We start from the raw sequence: 17,649 nt of genomic DNA, 5'->3' as shown, positions 1-17,649 counted from the left end.
TAGGTCGCCTCACTGACCCGGCCAGGACAATAAATTAGATTTATTCAAACTGTTCAGGCGAGAAGATCGCCAGAATTTCCGATCCAGCCGAAAATTCTTAAATTTTATGTTTTTCTGTGGGGACCTCTGTGGTCGCGAGATAATGCTGGAGCGCATTGATATTCTGATCCGTCAATTCAGGGTGCTCTTTCAGATAATACGAGGTACAAAATAGCGGGTGAGGATCTCGCCCCTCTTTTGCGCCATGTGCATAGTAGTGTAGCAGCGGATTCATGCCCTGCTCTTTCACGTCGGGATAGCGTTCGAGATACCAGTTGGTATCGAACATCCGGTTCGGGTTTCTACCCTCGGAAACGCCATACTTGAGGTAATGACCGTATGGGTCGACACCCGTTGCAGCTACGTCGACATATTTGGCGAGATACCATTCAGCGTCGAACAAAGGGTTCGTGCCACCGTGCGGCCTGCCATCCACTTTTTTGGATAACACTCGCAAAGGTTTGGTCAAACGCCACGATTTAGTGCGTTTCATGGCGGTGATCGCTTGATCCCGCCAAACAATTTCTTCCCGCGCCTCCGCTAGACGAGCCGCGCAGTCCGTCAACTCACATTCGGCATCGATTATTCGATCGTTGAGCTGTGCTTGCCTTGCACGCGACTTCGACAGCTCCCGTTCCAGTTCTGAACGGAGAGCCCGGGCGTCATTCCCCACCGCCACTGCAGTTTCAAGTTGAGCTTGGAGTGACTTTAATTTTTCCCTGTCGGTTCGCAGAGCCTCGACGCTTTTCGTCTGCTCAGCCAGGACAGCGTCCATCTCGCATTTTGCCGATGTTAGCTCGTGCACCTTCTCTTCCAACGCACGCCTGAGCTGGTGTAGTGCAGACTCGGCGACCTGCGCGCGGGATTTTTCGCGTTCTGCAACATCACAGGCTGAACTGAGTTTCATCGAAAGCTCTGACAAACTGTCCTTGAGTTCGGCAATTTGCTGCAATTTCTGCGAAACCTCGGCCCGCGAGTCGGCCAGTTCTCCTTTCAGCGACATCAGCTCTTGTTGGGCGTTGAGAAGCGCCTCCATGTCGGCGCTGGCTCGAGCCTCATGCTGAGAAATCGTCGCGCTGAGCTGGGCGATTTGCTGCGATTTCTGTGAAACCTCACTCTTCGTCGTCGCCAACTCCTCCTTGAGCGACAGCTGCTGTTGTTCGGCGTTGAACAGCGCCTCCAAGTCAACGCTGGCTCGCGCCTCATGCTGGACAATCGTCGCGGTGAGCTGGGCGATTTGCTGCGATTTCTGTGAAACCTCAGCCTCCGTCGTCGCCAACTCCTCCTTGAGCAACAGCTGCTGTTGTTCGGCGTTGAACAGCGCCTGCAAGTCAACGCTCGCTCGAGCCTCATACTGGACAATCGTCGCAGTGAGCTGGGCGATTTGCTGCGATTTCTGTGAAACCTCCGTCTTCGTGTTCGTCAGTTCATCTTCGAGCAAGAGGTGCTGTTGTTCGGCTTTGTGAAGCGCCTCCATGTCTGCAAGCGCACGCGCTTCGTGGCGAGCAACCGTCGCGCTGAGCTCGCGGATCACGGTCGTGAGCGACTCCCTTTCTGCCGTTTCTTTTGCGAGATCGCGCACCGCCAATTCCTTATCCGCCGCTGCGCGATTTAGTTTTTCCGCGAGGTCTGCGGTCTCTTCAGACTTCGCTGCGACCTCGGCCTCGAGCTTCTCCGACTTCTGCCTTAACTCCTTCGTAAGTTCTCGCTCAATGGATAGATCCTTTTCCAGCAAGAAAAGATTTGCCTCAAGCGCATCCGCTCTCTTCAGCGCATATCCGAGCTGGGCGTCGTGCTGTCTGATCTGGGCTTCGAAGGCCCCCGCACGCTCTTGCGCTTGCTCTAGTTCCGTTGTCAGTTCAGCGGTAGAGGCGCGCTCCTTCTCGATATTGGCTTCTGCAACTGTAGCACGAGCGTCCTGTTCAACCGCGCGTGCCTGCTGCTTCGCAAGCAGTACCTGTGCCTCCGTAAGATCTGCATGCAGTTTTTCCCTTTGCGCCTCTAATTCTGCGAGAGACATCTGGAATGTTTCATTTTGGTGGCGCAACTGAACGTTGGCGGAACGCTCCACGGCTAGATCGCGACGCGCCTGCAAGGTATGCTCTTCACCGTTCACGAGATTCGCATATGCGTCGGAAAGCCGGTCACGCATATCCGCCAATAACTCGTGGTAAGTCCTTTCTATAGACACTTGATCCAGATAAATTTTCTGGAGTGCCGCGTGCATGTCGCCTTTAGCATCTACTAGCGTATCGAGCGTAGGCGCTTCAGAGGCGCGCACCCTCTTCTTTTTTCGTGCTTCGCCCTTGCCCTTGGGTGCTTCACCGGTCGATGGTTCTGAGTGTTGTACAGTGCTTGATGCTTGAGTGGTAGCCATTATCTAAGCCGCCGTTGAGAGCCTACCCAGGAGAACGACTTCCTGCCGTCAAATACTCCTTTGATTAACATGTCTTAGAGTGCAATGGAAGATAAGCACCCTTGAGCCGCTTATCCAAGCTGGTGAAGAGCAGTGGAGAGCGCGCCGAACTGAAACGTGCCAGCCAACCCCACCTACTTACGTCGTCACTCTCTGAAGAGCACATCGATGCCCGTCTAGGAAGGCCAGGACGATCCGTGATGATCGTGGTCGCCGCAGTTCATCAATGCGCTCTCCGGTCCACAAACAAAGGAATTCTCGCGCTGTCTGATACTCCTGTCGGAGATAGGTGTGTGAAGCGTCGAATTTTTGAAGAGAGCCTGAAGACGGTGGCATTGGTCGACGAGGTCACTCTGTCAGAACTCAAGGCCAATCTGCGCCCGCCTAGCACTACTCTGGCAGCTAATGTTGAGGGTTTTGTCGATGAGTCTCTCACAATACGGACATCCCTTTGGAGGAGGCGGGCGAAGAAGTCGAGAATGGTCTGACGGATGGCCGCCATGCTTGATTGTGGCGCGGTCCCCGGCTTTTTTTCGCCCCGCAGCTGCGAGGCGGAGAGACGCCCGCAGGTGAAGATCGAGAGCTCAGAGATAGGTGGCATCTCCCATCAACCTCGCGTCGTGCAGCGGAGAGAGCATGCAGACACCGTCGAGACGGTCTTTATTCTGTTCAAAAGGAGTTCGTCGAGGCTGCAGATGTACTTTGTACTTAGAGCAGCCGATATGATTTCGACTCCTCAATTTGCGCCTTGGGTCCGTCCAGAGCGCTCGCCGCGATGCGCTCATGTGGACGCGGTTGCTCTATCTTTGAAGCGGATCGAAGCATCGTTGAACGGCACCGAGGTCGAAGGTAGAGTCCGAGCTGCCGGACGATTCAGGCGAAGAATTTGCCCCGAAGGAAACGTTCGCCGATGAGACCGAGCGTGAGGCTAATGCCGCCGACCCACAGAATCAAGGACTTGTTGATCAGCTCGGCATCGTAGCTCGTATAATATGCGGAACGAAGCCATTCGACGAGTTGCAGCAAAGGGTTATAAGCCATGTATTCGCGAACGCTTTCGGGCATCGCCGTCGGCGGCAAGTAGATGCCTGAAAGAACGTAAAGACCGATCATGATGAAGATGAAAAACACTAAAAAGAAATGCCCTAAAAGCGCGCACATCACGACGTTGAAAAACCCAAGACCGATGCCCAGAAAAACGGCGGCACCAATCGCTTTGGTGGCTTCGAGGGAATCTGCCGGCAAAATGTCGACGTCGAGCAGGTTCACTACAAACATAAAAAGCGCGAGTACGATTATGGCGTTCAAAGTTTCCAGAATGCAGCGGCAAAAAATTAGATGGAGCGGCTGTATAACCGGAATGTTCAATAATTGGCGGTTCTGCGGAATTGCCATCGCCAGAAGACGTGCGGGGTAGAGGCACAGAATGTAAGGCACGATGCCAGTTCCGACGAACATCGTTGGGCTGTCGCCTACAGGCGCGATGTTGACCCTGAGAAGATATGCAAGCGTAATCACTCCGATGTGCGACAGGGGCCAGGCAATCGCAATCAAATAGCCTATATGGTTGTGTCCGAAGCGCGAGCGCATGTCTTGGATAAGAACCGCGCCCATGATTTGGCGAAACTGCGAGATCTGCTGGGCGTGCTTTGCGTAGTGCTCCTGCACGACTGAACGCATGACTATCTCCGCCACTCTGCTCTGAAAGGCTATGAAGGCTACAAGAACTCGTTGCGCTTGGTGGGGCGAGTTCCCCTGTGTCGCACCGCGCCACATTCACTAGGCTCCCAGCATTCCGCGTCGATTTCGTCGGCGAAGGTCACCATGACCGAGTCCGGCGCAGCGGCGCTGAACAGATCCCCGCCCATGGCGACGATACGCGCGATTGTGGTTTTCCGTCCGGAGGCGGCCGCCACGATTTCATCGCCAACCTGAATACGGCCGGAAGCGATGGCGCCGGCGAAGCCGCGGAAGGCGTCGCTTCGGCGATTGACCCATTGCACGGGGAGCCGCAGCGGCGCATCGCCGCCATCAGTCTCGACGTCGGCGTTTTCAAGATAGGTCAAGAGACTGGGGCCGTCGCGCCACGGCATATTCGCCGAGTCGGCGACGACATTATCCCCATGGCGGGCGGAGATGGGGATTGCTTCGACGGAGCGAAAGGCGAGCGATGCGGCGACGCTTTCAAATTCGCCGACAATTCTTTCAAACACGGCTTCGTCGTAATCGACAAGATCCATTTTATTGACGGCGAGCACGATGTGCCGGACGCCAAGGAGAGAGGCGATCGTCGCATGTCGCCGCGTCTGAGTCAGCAGACCCTTGCGCGCGTCGACGAGCAGTATGGCCAACTCGGCGTTCGACGCTCCCGTCGCCATGTTGCGCGTATATTGCTCATGACCGGGCGCGTCGGCCAAGATGAACGAACGCGCCGGGGTGGAGAAATAGCGGTAAGCGACATCGATCGTGATGCCTTGCTCGCGTTCGGCCTCAAGTCCGTCGACAAGCAAAGCGAAATCGATCTCCTCGCCCAAAGTGCCGTGCCGCAGCGAGTCGCTGCGCAGAGCGGCAAGTTGATCATCGAAGATCAGCTGACGTTCATAGAGCAGACGCCCGACGAGCGTCGACTTGCCGTCATCGACCGATCCGCAGGTCAAGACCCGCAAAGTGGGCCGCGGCCGGCCTGGCTGGGCTTTCGCGAGGATTTCCGCATCTGCGATAAAGGGAGCGGTCATCAGAAATAGCCCTCGCGCTTCTTTCGCTCCATCGACGCAGACTCATCGAAATCGATCAGCCTGCCCTGACGTTCAGAGGTCGAGGCCTGTCGCATTTCCGCGATGATCGCCTCCAGCGTATCCGCCTCGGATTCGATCGCTCCCGTCAGCGGGTAGCAACCAAGCGTTCGAAAGCGCACGCGGCGCGATTCGACCACTTCATCTGGCGCCAGCGGAAACCTTTCATCGTCGACCATGATGTAAGCGCCGTTGCGTTGAACGACTGGCCGTTCCTTTGCGAGATAAAGAGGCACGACCGGGATGTTTTCCGCGGCGATGTAGTCCCAGACGTCGGTCTCGGTCCAATTCGACAGCGGAAAGATCCGCATAGTCTCGCCGGCTCCCAAACGCGTGTTGAAAATCCGCCAAAGTTCGGGGCGCTGAGTCTTAGGATCCCATCCGTGCGAAGCGGTTCGATGCGAGAAGACGCGCTCCTTCGCCCGACTTTTCTCCTCGTCGCGTCGCGCGCCGCCGAAGGCCGCGTCGAATCCGCCTTCGTTCAGCGCCTGTCTGAGCGCCTCGGTTTTCATTGCTTGCGTGTATGCGGATGAGGAGCATGTGAAAGGCGAGACGCCGCGCTTTCGCCCTTCTTCATTCGTATGAACGATTAATTCCATTTCGACGCGCGCCGCGGTTTGGTCGCGGAACGCAATCATTTCGCGAAACTTCCACGTGGTGTCGACATGCAACAGCGGGAAGGGCGGCTTGGCTGGGTAGAAGGCCTTGAGCGCGAGATGCAACATCACGCTCGAATCCTTGCCGATGGAATAGAGCATCACCGGACGCCGGAACTCGGCCACCGCCTCTCGCAAAATGAAAACCGCTTCGGCTTCGAGCCTGCGAAGATGGGGCGTGAGGGGCATTCTTCCTCAAAATTAGCAATGATCTCATCACGTTAGTCTTCAAAGGAGTCGAAAATGTGACTGCACTCAGTAGCTGCGGCCAAATCCTCCGGCGAGGTTTTCACCAGCTTGGCGGCCAGCACGCTTTATGGATTATTGGAGATAGGCCGGACTTTGGGATCTAGGCGGCGTGGACGAATTTGATCAAGCACAGGCCTGCGGCGACTGACGATGGATCGGAAATTCCTGGCCGTCTTTCGCAGCGTAGGGCGACGCGCTTGAAGTGTTTGATGCGCCCCATTCCCTATTTGATCCGGGCGCGGGCTCCGATACGTGCGCGCGCACGATCGTTGAATCGAACATCTGGATCAGATGCGCCGACGAACTCATGGAGGCGAGCGTATCGAAGAAGGCCTAGAACACGCCGGCCTTGCTCAAGCGGTCGAACCGTTTCCATACGCTGTTCCAGTGTCCGAACCGCTCCGGCAACGCGCGCCATCTTACGTTTTCGACCGTGAAGAAATGAAGCGCTTCGAGGAAGCGGCGATCGTCTTCGCCTTCACGTCCGCGACGCGGACGGCAGGCCTGGAACACCACGAGCGTATGCGCACAGTCTTCCTCGCCCATTCGCGTAGGGTTATGTTAGGTCCGCAGCGCAATGTTTTGCTTGCCCGGGGGCGGACCTCACATAAGCCGGATTGAACGAAGCCGCGGGTCGTTAGCCGATATGGGGAAAGCGCGTCTCGTCGTTGTTAGCAGGGCCACGGCGGGCGCCGGCGCTTGTGGTGGGAGACGCGAAGTCCGCGCATGGGCAGGAAGTGCTCGAGTGGGCCGCAGTTTGGGGCCCTTGTCGCGGCATTGGCGTCATGTGGATGAAGATTTTTTGGATGAAGATTTTTGCGGTCACGGCGCGAGGCGGCGTCCCGTCGCCGTATCGTACGACGAGCGAAACAGGGAGTTGCGCAGGGTTCCACGCGGAGGTGATAGCCGGGCTCATCACGTGTCGCATCGGAGCGGGCGATGCCTCGCGGTCGGAACGATGCCGATGCGGCGCATGAGTCCGCCGCAGTCGGGCATGGGAAGGCGGAGACAAAGTGCGACGCTCGACGACTCCGCAAGCGCCGACCTTCGGCTCGACCGGATGTTCGGCGGCGACAGTGAGCCGGTGACATAACGCGAGCCGCTCCTCACGGTCGCCCCTGGGCAGGAGGCCATAAGGGCGGATGCGGTGAAAGCTGTCGGGGAGGACATGCAGCGGAAAGCGGCGAATGAACGCGTCCGGCGAGAGGCGACGCATGATCCGACAACGCCCCCGACGGCGATAGCCCTTGTAAGAGAAAGCGACATTGTCGTCGCCGGCCGCGACCAATCTCGAGTTGCTCTCCACATTGACGGCCGCGCCCAAGCGTGAGGCATGGCGCCGTCGCCATGCGAAGCTGAAGTCGCCAGGAGCATATCCGCGCGCGCCGCAATCACGCAATTCTGCGCCGTGGCGCTCGCCGCCGCGCCAAATTCTCGCGCAATGCCATGACGTTGTTCCGCCACATAGTCCGCGTAAACGCCTTAAGCGCCGACCGTCGCCTTCGCAATAGGGCTCCCCTGCGCGGGCGTGAGGGCGCGATTTCAGGGCGGAGCGATAGATAAAAGCGGGGCTTTGATGAAAATATTGATCACCGGAGGCGCGGGGTTCATCGGCTCGGCCGTTGCGCGCGCCGTCATCGGCAAGAGCGTCGATCAGATTCTCGTTTTCGACAAGCTCACCTATGCGGGGAATCTTGCCTCGCTGCGGCCCATCGCGGATAGTCCGCGTTTCTCCTTCCTCCAAGCCGATATCTGCGACGCGGCGGCAGTCGCGCGCGCCTTCGAGGATTTTCGGCCCGACGTGGTCATGCATCTTGCCGCCGAAAGCCATGTCGATCGCTCGATCGACGGGCCGGCGGCCTTCATCGAAACCAATGTCGTCGGGACCTTCGTCATGCTGCGGGCGGCGCTGGACTATTGGCGCCAGCTCGATCGCGCCCACGCGCGAGACTTCCGCTTCATGCATATCTCTACCGACGAGGTGTTCGGCGCCCTCGGCAAGGAGGGCCTCTTCTGCGAAGAAACGCCCTATGCCCCGACGTCGCCCTATTCGGCGTCGAAGGCGGGCTCCGACCATCTCGTGCGGGCCTGGCGTCACACCTACGGTCTTCCGACGATCGTCACCAATTGCTCCAATAATTACGGACCCTATCATTTTCCGGAGAAGCTCATTCCGCTCACCATCATCAATGCGATCGAGGAGAAGCCGCTGCCGGTTTATGGCCGCGGCGAGAATGTGCGCGACTGGCTTTATGTCGAGGATCACGCCTCGGCGCTGATGCGCGTGGCGCGCGAAGGCGACGTCGGCGAATCCTATAACGTCGGCGGCCGCAATGAATGGCGCAATATCGACGTGGTCGAAGCCATCTGCGAACTGATGGACGAATTTCGTCCGCGGCGCGCCGGATCGCATCGCGATCTCATCGCTTTTGTCGCCGACCGGCCGGGACATGATCTGCGCTACGCCATCGACGCCTCGAAGATCGAGCGCGAACTCGGATGGCGGCCGGCCGAGCGGTTTGAGACTGGTCTTCGCAAAACTGTTCGCTGGTATCTTGATAATTCGGAGTGGTGGCAAGCGATCCGTTCGGGCACATATCGCGGCGAGCGCCTCGGCGTGCTTACCGAGCAAGATGAAGAAGCCGTCGCCTGACGCGCGACAGGGGGGCTGTTTGTTTGAAGATCTCGAGCTTTCGGGGCTGAAGCTCGTCACGCCTAGAAAATTTGGCGACGAGCGCGGCTTCTTTTGCGAAACGCATAATGAAAAGACCTGGGCGAACGCCGGATTGAATTTCGACTTCGTCCAGGACAATCACTCATTGTCCCGCGACGTCGGGACGGTGCGTGGTCTGCATTTCCAGACCGCGCCTTTCGCGCAGGACAAGCTCGTCCGCGTGATCAGCGGCCGCATACTCGACGTCGCGGTCGATCTTCGACAGTCTTCGCCGACGTTCGGGCGTCACGTCGTGGTCGAGCTTTCAAAAGAGAACTGGCGTCAGCTGTTCATTCCCATCGGTTTCGCGCATGGTTTCGTCACGCTCGAGCCCGATACGGAAGTCATCTACAAGGTGACGAATTTCTATTCGCCGCAGCATGATTGCGGCGTCGCCTGGGACGACCCTGACATTGGGATCCCGTGGCCGGCCGCCGCCGAAAGCGCCGTGCTGTCGGACAAGGATCGCAAATGGCCGCGGCTGCGGAATCTGACGGAAGTTTTCGCGTAGAGTGGGCAAGATGAAGCGCATCGCCGTCACGGGGCTCACCGGCCAGGTCGTCAGCTCGCTCATCGAGCGTGCGCCGAGAGGCGTCGAAATGCTGGCGCTCGGCCGCCCGCGCTTCGATCTCTCCTCCCGCGACATGGTTCTTGCGTCTTTGCGCAGCGTGCGCTGCGACGCCATCATCAACGCCGCCGCCTATACTCAGGTCGACAAGGCCGAGAGCGAGCCTGACGTCGCGTTGCGCGTCAATGGCGCGGGCGCGGGCTTCGTCGCCGAAACCGCCGCCGAACTGAAGGTGCCGCTGCTGCATCTTTCGACCGACTATGTTTTCGACGGGACGCTCGACCGTCCCTATCGCGAAGACGACGCACCCAGTCCGACCGGCGCCTATGGGCGCTCGAAGCTCGAAGGCGAAAGGCAGATCGCCGCGCGCTGCGAGAATTGCGCCGTTTTGCGCACCGCCTGGGTTTACAGTCCGTTTGGAACGAATTTCGTCAAGACGATGCTGCGTCTCGGCGAGACCCGCGAGGAAATCGGCGTCGTCGCCGATCAGATCGGCAATCCGACAAGCGCGCTCGACATCGCCGATGCGCTGCTCGCCATCGCGGAAAGACTCGTCGACGATTCCGATCCGCGCCTGCGCGGCGTTTTCCACATGACCGGGCAAGGCGAAGCCAGTTGGGCGGACATGGCGGATGCGATCTTTTCGGCGGCGGAGACGAAAGGCCGTAAGCCCGTGCGCGTCAAGCGCATCGCGACGGCGGACTATCCGACGCCGGCGCGCCGCCCCGCGAATTCAAGGCTCGACAACGCCAAGCTCGAAGTCAGCTATGGCGTCGCGCTGCCGAAATGGCGCGACTCCGTGAACGCCTGCGTCGCCCGATTAATTCCAACCTGAACAGGATTCTCCATGCGCGGCATCATTCTCGCCGGAGGAAGCGGCACCAGGCTGCATCCGATGACGCTCGTCACGTCGAAGCAATTGCTCCCCGTCTACGACAAGCCGATGATCTACTACCCGCTCGCCACGCTGATGCTCGCGGGCGTGCGCGAGATCCTGATCATCACCACGCCCGAGGATCTGCTTTCTTTCAAGCGGCTGCTCGGGAGCGGCGCGCAATGGGGCCTGTCGCTGTCTTACGCCGTGCAGCCGCGGCCGGAGGGGCTGGCGCAAGCCTATCTCATCGGCGCCGAATTCGTCGATGGCGAACCCTCGGTGCTCATCCTTGGCGACAACATCTTCTACGGCCACGGCCTGCCGGAAGTGTTGAGCGAATCGTCGCGCAGCTCGGCGGCGGTCTTCGCCTATCACGTGCGCGATCCGGAGCGTTACGGCGTCGTCGAATTCGACTCCGCCGGCCGCGCCATCTCGATCGAAGAGAAGCCGCCTCGGCCTCGATCGAATTGGGCGGTGACCGGCCTTTATTTTTACGATGAACGCGCGCCGGAATTCGCGGCGCAACTGAAGCCTTCGCCGCGCGGCGAATTGGAGATCACCGATCTCAACCGCATCTATCTGGAGCTCGGCGAACTGCAGGTCGCCCGACTTGGCCGCGGATTCGCCTGGCTCGACACCGGCACGCCCGAGGCGCTGATCGAAGCCAGCGAATATGTGCGCGCCATCGAGCAGCGGCAGGGACAGCGCGTCGCCTGCCTCGAAGAGATCGCCTTCCGCGCCGGGTGGATCGACGCCGCGCAGGCGCGCGCCGCCTCGTCAAAACTCTCCAAAAGCGGCTATGGTCAATATATCTCGCAGGTGCTCGCGGAGATGGAGCGGGAATTCTCTCCCGTCGGATAGAGCGGCGAAGCCGCGACGCGGACATATCATGAGGCGTCAGGCCGTGCAGAGTCTTCAGGCGTTTCGCAAAGTTGTAGGCGGGCAAGGCTGCGAGATGCTCACGCAAGCCGGTATTGCCGTGCCGCTGAAGACAGCGACGCAGTGACGAATGCGTTAGATGCGGGATCGTCGCCTGCAAGGCGTAGAGGCATCATCGAGCGACAGCAGCGTGGGAGGAAGGCGACGATAATCGCCTCTTGCTCGATCGATAGAACTATCGACCTCGGCTCTTTGCGGTTGTGTGCTCGTCAGAAGCCGAAGTTCGCTTGTTTCATTGGCAATGATTTTCTGGTTGACGCCATACCGCTTGGCGAGTGCTCTCAGGCTGTCTTGATGGAGGGGACGTGCTCTCCACAGGTCCCGCCGTGCAGCGATCGTGCCAAGATGGCCGCCTGAGAAACCCTGTCTTGCGGAGCGACTTCCATGGGCAATGAAGTTGACCTTTCGGCCATAGCCGTCGGGCTCGATCTGGTGGAGCACACATTTGGATCGGCATGGACTAAGCGCTACGCTTTCGGGTTGATCGGGCGTCCCATCGGAACCCTCGGGGGAAAAAGGTCCACAATGGCCTTCTGGCGCGAGGGAGGTAGGGGTTGGCATGCAAGTTGTGGAAACGACTCGAATTCGTATCGACATGTTGTGTGATCGCCAAAACGAAGCCGACGGGTTCGCGCGATGGCGATAATGTCGATCGGCGCCTTATTGCCGCGCGCCAGCATGCTCTGATGTCGGGCACACAACCTGACCCGCACCTTCCAAGCATTTCAGGGATCGCGACCGCAGTCGACTGCTGTCGCAGCATTTTCGCCTGACCAATCGTCACGGGCAGACGATAGGCCCAAGCCGCTTCGACGATCAGTCGCCGCTTTGGTGATGCCGGTCAATTTCCGCTTGATGCCACTCAAGTGCTCGCCCGGAACGAGACCGATGAAGGCCATGAACTGGCGCGGATTGTCGAAGCGCGGCATATTGCCGAGTTCAGCGATCACACCGGCGGCAGCCACAAGGGAGTCGCCGCGCAACGCCTGGAGGGCTTCGACGTCGGGACCCAAGGACCATTTCGGAATGAGAGTTTCGATTTGCGTGAAATTCTTGCGGGCGATCGTTGATTCATGGCGTTAAGATGGGTCTGAAAGGCGATCTGCTGCGCGGAATGATTGGAGCTCTGATTGGCAAGCCACACACGATGCTTCTTCTTCCATACTGCGTCGGCATAGCGGTGACCCTGACGAAGGAGAAAACCCTGAATGTTTATCGCCCGGGCCTATCCGCGCGAGACGCAGGAGATGGCCTCTGACGCGCTCGAGCGCGCCTTCTTCCAAGGGCGCCCGCGCGCGCGGCGTCTACGAAAATCTATGTAAGCCTCAGGCGCACGGCGATCTACTGATGTCTGCGGGCATGGAATGCATGAATCTCTCCGGCCTGTCACGGGACAGTTCGTGCCCCTAGCCTTGATGGGAGTCCGCTGCTCTTCGCCTCATAACATGATTCCTCGGTGAACGCCGACGCTGTCAGACGTCCGGTAGAGATCCACGTCTATGCCGATAGCATCGTTATCCGCCAGGATGGGCGCGTCGTCGCCGAACATGCGCGCTGCTCCGGGCGCGGAGAGACGATCTACAACCCATGGCACTATGTTCCTGTTCTGGCCAGCAAGCCGGGCGCGCTGAAGAATGGGTCGCCGTTCAAGGACTGAGTTTTTGCCCGGGGTTTCAGAGCGCGTGCGGCGCAAACTTGCTGGGTCCGATGATGGCGATCGTCAGATGGTCGTCATTCTCGTCGCCGTGCTCACCGACGGATTTGCCCGCCATCGACGCGGCCTGCGCCGAAGCGCTCGAAAATGGCGTCCATTCTGCGACGACATCCTCAACATCCTGCGCGCCGCCGCGATCCCGAACCGCCGGCAATCCGCGACCCCGCAAGCGCTTCGCATGCGACATGTGCCGATCGCCGACTACGTCAGATACGATCAACTCAGCGACATCCCGCAGCGTAACGGACCACCTTTGACGCCGATCGGGGTTCGTTTCAATGCTTATTGACACGCGCGCCCTCCAAAGTCCGCTGGCGCTCATTAGAGTAGAGGGCTTGAACTAAGCCGCGTCATCCTTTCTCGCGTGGCTGTTGCTAGCCAGCCAAGCTACGCAACTTCGCGCTCGGGTCCGCAACCACATCGCAACCGGCCTTGTCGCAACCAATGATCCGCAACCCTGATCAAAATTGCGATTACGTCCTCACCCCGGGGCCCCTGCCTCTCCCGTATCGTCAGGACCGGAGAAGGACCCGCTGTCGCTCATGAGGGATCTCGACTGGCGCGACAGTCTCTTCCGGAGCTTACGCTCAGGGGTTTGCGGCCATGATGTAATTGGGGCTCGGGTCAATGCTTGCATGGCACAGGCCCGACAATCCGGCGGCTCGTCGGAAGGAAGCGTTGAGGCTATTCGCCCTCACGCAAGCAAAACCGTCGTTCGAAGCAGCGCGTCACCGGGGCGATCGCCGCCTCATGGCGATCGCTCAGTCGTAGCGAGAAAAGGCTCGGCCGAAGCGTCCATCCCGATTGGCCATTCGCTTGGTCTGAAGCAGCCGATGCCGAATTCCGTATTTAGCGTCGGTAATGGCCCCTCGACCCGCGACCATTCGCGCCACTGAGGAGACGATATGCGGATGAAAAAACCCCGGTCGGTGGGGATCGCCTCTGAAAGGCTCCGCTGTGGTCTTGGCCCCGATTGCGAGACCGCAGCATCTTGGAACAACTTCTCTCGCAGCCATCGGCTAGCACGACATCGCTTGGCTCCGCTGGCGCAACGCCGCAGATAAAAGGGCGCTTGCTCGATCGCCAGTCGCTGGTCCGCTGCAGATAGATTTTCAAACTCTCTTCTCGTGGCAGCGCGACGATCGCTCATGTCGAATCGCCAGGCCGATTCGAACGCTAGCCATGTAGAATGGGCATCGTCGCACGACGCATCTGTGGGGACTTTAGGGGTACAGGGTTCTATATAAGGGTTCGGGTGAACCTGATTTCGGGGTTTTGATGCTGCAAGTTTCTGGGTTTTACGACTCGAAACCCCGAAATGACCTTCGGGGTTTAGCGTGGCTGTACCCGGAAGAATGTTTGATGACTTCTCCGACTTCTTCTGATCCATTGGCGGAGCACAGAAGTCTGCGTCTTTGAAGACTGGCCGGTAGCGATTTGTCGCATGGCGACCGCCGCCGGTCTCAATCGTCAGATGACCGCGCTTCACCAGATCCTGCAGCAGGCTCTGCACCCGTCGCTCGGTCATTCTAATCGCGCGCGCAAGCGTTGCTACGGCGGGAAAAGCGTCCCCCGTCTTTCGATTGAGATGTTTGTTGAGCGCTATAGCGAGCCTGGCTGCGCTCGCCGGCAATTCAGGATCGGCTGCGATTCTTTCTAGCCATTTGGAATTTGAGGGCGGTGAATTTATCCCCCATCGACCCACTGCCTTTGAAGACTATCTCGAGGAGCGCCGCCGCTCTTCACGACTGCGACTCGTAAGGTGCCCAGCGACGTCTTGAATTCGGTGGTCGATCCCCCCGCCGGCCACGGCTATCCGCGTGCGTTCGCAAGTTTTCTTCTGCACATCTGCGCTCGGCATCCCCACACGCGAGCGAACCGCGGTTTACGCTACTCAGGCATCATCGTGAGTTGCTTCGGCCCGGCGGGCCGAATCGGCTTCCGACGTGCTGCGAACTGGCGCGCCAAGCTTGCTGAGCGCCCAAGCGTCCAACGCCTCTTTGGTGTAGAGGACGATTTTTCCGGCCTTGCGATACTCTGGCGAGTCGCCGGTCACCACACCTTTGCAGAGGGTGGGATAGCTGCCGAAGCCATATTTCGTTTGGAGATAATGCGCCGCCGCTCGGCGGCGCAGGAAGCATTGATCCATACTGCGGTTCCCTCGAGGAAGGTTGCGAGAACCCTGCAAACCGCAGAAAAATTAGTCAAACACGTCCGCACATGTCTCACGCCAAATCCCGCCAAGATCCGTCAAGAGCCGCCAATTCAGGCCGTTTCGTCAACGCCGACGGGCAGAGGTTGACAAAGGTTGCCTTCTCACAGGCCACGCATCGCAGATCGCACGCTCAATCGTTCTCTTCGAGAGCGTGCCAAAAGAGCCGTCCTTCAAAACAATTCGGCGCAACTCGTCCACGGATAATGGTGGCCGATTCTCAAAGCGAACGCGCATCCAATTGGCGAGCTCCGTTCTCTTGCACTGCCGGAGAACTGGCGTGGGCCCTTCAGTGGCGCGCGGCGGCCAAATGCTGGCCACTTGGTCGGGGCGGAACCGAACGTCGATTATTTCGCTCTGCGCTCCGCACTGGCTTGCAAATTTGCCATTGCAATCAAATGAAAGGTCGAAATCGTCCCATACGGATGGAAGAACCATGTAGCGTTCACCTAACGCAATATCACGGAATTTGGACGCGACAGGAAACGAACAGGGCTCTCCCCAAGGAACGCCTGTGATCTCAAGCAGCCCACCCGTATGAAGACTGCGAATTTTTTCGATAAAATTCAGTAAAATCAGATGATGCTCGCCAGCCGTCTCGGCAATTCCTCTTACTTGGTCTAGCGTCAAGTAACCCAGTTGCATGTGCGCATCCGAGCGCATCGAACGGGCGGCAGGAAACCGAGCGATGCATTCTCGGCTTTTCGGCCGTTTGGCCTATCCCTTCGCAACTCTCACGCGCGGTCGCCGCGCGTTTCCCGTGTCGGCTGTGCGGCGCGGCGCTCCGCGCCGTCCATTGCCGCGGAGATCGTCGCCCCGATCGTATCGACGGCGCGCCGCAGCGGATCGACGTCCAGGTGCGCATAGCGCGCGGTGGTCGCGGCTTGGGAGTGACCGAGGAGCTTGCCAATAATCGGAAGCCCGAGCGAGGCGCCCGCGCCAAACGACGCAAAGCTGTGGCGAAGATCGTGAAGACGGAGTCCCTCGAGGCCGGAGGCGCGCGTGACCGCCGCCCAAGGCTTTTTCAGATCTGATCGAGGAGCGCCTTCTTTTGCGCCAGCGATGATATGCGGACAGTCTTCTATGCGCGGCAGGTCGGCGAGCACCGCCTGCGCCGCCGCCGACAAATAGATCGGCTTCCTGCCAGTCTTGGAGTCGGAAAGGAAGATAACGCCGCGTTCCAAATCGACCTCTGACCATCTGGCGTTGAGAATCTCGCGCAGGCGAGCGCCAGTGAGAAGTAAGAGGCGAATCGCCGCGATGGCGAAAGGATCGAGCTTCACCCGGCGTTTGTCAGGCTTCGCGAGATGCTTTGCGTGAGGTCCGTTTTCATCGACCGCCCATGGAAGGCCGATCGATTCGGCGTCTCGCAGCGCATCGCCGAGACGCGCCAACTCTGCGCTCGTCAGAAAGCGTTCCCGCCGTTTCTCGGCATAGCGCTCGATCCCTCTCACAGGGTTGGCGGCGAACACAACTTCTTCGCGGCGCGCCGCCCAGTTCCAAATCGCCGAGATCGTCGCAAGCATATGGTTTGCCGCCCGCGGGGTCGCGGCCATCCTCGCATGGAGGCGCGTGAGATCAGCCCTACGCAATTCGCAGATCCGCTTCGATCCTATCGCCGGAAAAACATGTGAATTCAGGATGCGCTGATACTCCGACGCCGTTCGCGGCTTGCGCTTCGGCGTCACGTGCTGGCTCATCCAATCATTGGCGACTTCCCTGAAGGTCCTTACGGCCCGAGCGGTCCTGCGGTCAGCAATCGGGTCCGCGCCCGTCTCGACGGCGCCGAGTATGATCTTCGCCTGCGAGCGCGCTTCGTCCGGGGTCAACCGCCCGTGCTCCCCGATGCTGATTCGGCGTGAGCGCCCGTCCTTGCGAAACTGCGCGATGTAGATTTTTCGGCCGCTGGGGAAGGCCGTGACGCCAAATCCGGCAAGCGCGTCATCCCAAAAGAAGCAGCGATCTGCGCCTCGATCGCATGTTAAGGCGTCGACGGCGCGCTTGGTGATTCTGCCGCTGGGCATGGATGATTTCTCTCGATTTCCGGTAAGCACTCGGTAAGCAGAATTGAGAAAATGACGGCTCTGAATGGAAATCAAGAGAAAACAAAAATATTTAGTTTTTGACTTTATATCAATGCATTATATCATTTCATAAAATTTGAGAAAATGTGACGAATCGGATTGGGGATCTGGGGGTCCCCCGTTCGAGCCGGGGTGGCGGTACCATGCATATCAAGTGTTTCGCATCGACCTCCGCCAAGCCAACAGACGTCGGCTCACAGCGGCAAGCAGGACGTGGCATTCGCGAACGGTTGCTTACCCCTTATGCGGTCCAGGCGGCAGAATGGAATTGGCCGCATTCCGGACCGTAGCGCCTCTTGCCCTCGACGACCTTTGAATTCGCGAAGCGGCTCGTGCCCCTCCATTACTCGCCTCGCTACAAGGGAAAAGGCGCGGAACTTGCGCGGGAAGCTC

The 17,649-nt window shown here is 59.0% G+C and carries 14 protein-coding genes and 4 pseudogenes; 5 read left to right on the top strand and 13 right to left on the bottom strand.

The genetic code is table 11. From position 1 onward, the window contains the following. Nucleotides 1–97: 97 nt before the first annotated feature. The 6 genes and pseudogenes from EHO51_RS15800 to EHO51_RS21420 form a co-directional block, all read right to left on the bottom strand. Nucleotides 98–2,416 carry a hypothetical protein gene (locus tag EHO51_RS15800; RefSeq protein ID WP_124739685.1) on the bottom strand — a complete coding sequence of 773 codons (2,319 nt, stop codon included), beginning with the start codon at nt 2,414–2,416 and terminating at the stop codon, nt 98–100. A gap of 912 nt (nt 2,417–3,328) precedes the next feature. Next, entirely contained in the window at nt 3,329–4,135 is an 807-nt protein-coding gene (locus tag EHO51_RS15795) for an ABC transporter permease (RefSeq protein WP_124739684.1), read from the bottom strand. Between the two features lie 119 nt (nt 4,136–4,254). Then, a pseudogene (locus tag EHO51_RS15790) lies at nt 4,255–5,190 on the bottom strand (sulfate adenylyltransferase subunit 1); the annotation flags it as partial. Then, nucleotides 5,190–6,092 carry a sulfate adenylyltransferase subunit CysD gene (gene cysD / locus EHO51_RS15785; protein WP_124739683.1) on the bottom strand — a complete coding sequence of 301 codons (903 nt, stop codon included), beginning with the start codon at nt 6,090–6,092 and terminating at the stop codon, nt 5,190–5,192. The gene cysD and the pseudogene EHO51_RS15790, both read right to left, overlap by 1 nt. A 393-nt stretch (nt 6,093–6,485) precedes the next feature. Next, nucleotides 6,486–6,698, bottom strand: a complete 213-nt coding sequence (locus tag EHO51_RS15780) for a transposase (protein WP_124739682.1) — start codon at nt 6,696–6,698, stop codon at nt 6,486–6,488. Nucleotides 6,699–6,789: 91 nt separating this feature from the next. Further along, on the bottom strand, nt 6,790–7,458 hold the full coding sequence (locus EHO51_RS21420; protein ID WP_432431913.1) for a transposase: 669 nt from the start codon (nt 7,456–7,458) through the stop codon (nt 6,790–6,792). A gap of 270 nt (nt 7,459–7,728) precedes the next feature. Between EHO51_RS21420 and rfbB the strand changes: the two genes are divergently transcribed. From rfbB to rfbA, 4 genes are read left to right on the top strand one after another with little or no spacing between them, the layout of a single operon-like run. Then, nucleotides 7,729–8,805 (top strand): dTDP-glucose 4,6-dehydratase, encoded by a 1,077-nt coding sequence (gene rfbB / locus EHO51_RS15770; RefSeq protein WP_124739680.1) that lies wholly within the window; start codon nt 7,729–7,731, stop codon nt 8,803–8,805. Continuing rightward, nucleotides 8,786–9,376 (top strand): dTDP-4-dehydrorhamnose 3,5-epimerase, encoded by a 591-nt coding sequence (rfbC, locus tag EHO51_RS15765; RefSeq protein ID WP_124739679.1) that lies wholly within the window; start codon nt 8,786–8,788, stop codon nt 9,374–9,376. Before rfbB ends, rfbC begins: the two co-directional genes overlap by 20 nt. 10 nt (nt 9,377–9,386) lie before the next feature. Next, a complete protein-coding gene (gene rfbD / locus EHO51_RS15760; RefSeq protein ID WP_124739678.1) occupies nt 9,387–10,268 on the top strand; it encodes a dTDP-4-dehydrorhamnose reductase in 882 nt (293 codons plus the stop codon). A 12-nt stretch (nt 10,269–10,280) separates the two neighbouring features. Then, nucleotides 10,281–11,168, top strand: coding sequence for a glucose-1-phosphate thymidylyltransferase RfbA (gene rfbA / locus EHO51_RS15755; RefSeq protein WP_124739677.1), 888 nt, complete (start codon nt 10,281–10,283; stop codon nt 11,166–11,168). A 25-nt stretch (nt 11,169–11,193) separates the two neighbouring features. Here the strand turns inward: rfbA and EHO51_RS21415 are convergent. From EHO51_RS21415 to EHO51_RS15750, 3 genes and pseudogenes are all read right to left on the bottom strand, one after another. Continuing rightward, nucleotides 11,194–11,274: pseudogene (locus EHO51_RS21415) on the bottom strand (transporter substrate-binding domain-containing protein); the annotation flags it as partial. After that, nucleotides 11,266–11,582 (bottom strand): annotated as a pseudogene (locus tag EHO51_RS21410) (IS481 family transposase); the annotation flags it as partial. The pseudogenes EHO51_RS21410 and EHO51_RS21415, both read right to left, overlap by 9 nt. Nucleotides 11,583–11,971: 389 nt before the next feature. Continuing rightward, nucleotides 11,972–12,259 carry a transposase gene (locus EHO51_RS15750; protein WP_164479409.1) on the bottom strand — a complete coding sequence of 96 codons (288 nt, stop codon included), beginning with the start codon at nt 12,257–12,259 and terminating at the stop codon, nt 11,972–11,974. 440 nt (nt 12,260–12,699) lie between these two features. Here EHO51_RS15750 and EHO51_RS20915 point away from each other — a divergent pair. Beyond that, nucleotides 12,700–13,249, top strand: a pseudogene (locus tag EHO51_RS20915) (Mu transposase domain-containing protein); the annotation flags it as partial. Nucleotides 13,250–13,708: 459 nt separating this feature from the next. Here EHO51_RS20915 and EHO51_RS21405 read toward each other — a convergent pair. The 4 genes from EHO51_RS21405 to EHO51_RS15725 all read right to left on the bottom strand — a co-directional run bounded on the left by EHO51_RS21405 (nt 13,709) and on the right by EHO51_RS15725 (nt 17,196). Further along, complete coding sequence (locus tag EHO51_RS21405; protein ID WP_432431912.1) at nt 13,709–14,665, bottom strand: helix-turn-helix domain-containing protein; 957 nt, start codon at nt 14,663–14,665, stop codon at nt 13,709–13,711. Nucleotides 14,666–14,854: 189 nt separating this feature from the next. Further along, nucleotides 14,855–15,109 (bottom strand): hypothetical protein, encoded by a 255-nt coding sequence (locus EHO51_RS15735; RefSeq protein WP_124739674.1) that lies wholly within the window; start codon nt 15,107–15,109, stop codon nt 14,855–14,857. A gap of 129 nt (nt 15,110–15,238) precedes the next feature. Next, the gene (locus EHO51_RS15730; RefSeq protein WP_124739673.1) at nt 15,239–15,817 is read right to left on the bottom strand and encodes a hypothetical protein; all 579 of its coding nucleotides are present in this window, start codon (nt 15,815–15,817) and stop codon (nt 15,239–15,241) included. A gap of 89 nt (nt 15,818–15,906) precedes the next feature. Next, on the bottom strand, nt 15,907–17,196 hold the full coding sequence (locus tag EHO51_RS15725) for a tyrosine-type recombinase/integrase (protein ID WP_124739672.1): 1,290 nt from the start codon (nt 17,194–17,196) through the stop codon (nt 15,907–15,909). Nucleotides 17,197–17,649: the final 453 nt, after the last annotated feature.

The organism is Methylocystis rosea, assembly GCF_003855495.1.
Classification (GTDB): Bacteria; Pseudomonadota; Alphaproteobacteria; order Rhizobiales; family Beijerinckiaceae; genus Methylocystis; species Methylocystis rosea_A.
This window is presented reverse-complemented; position numbering and strand designations above follow the sequence as displayed.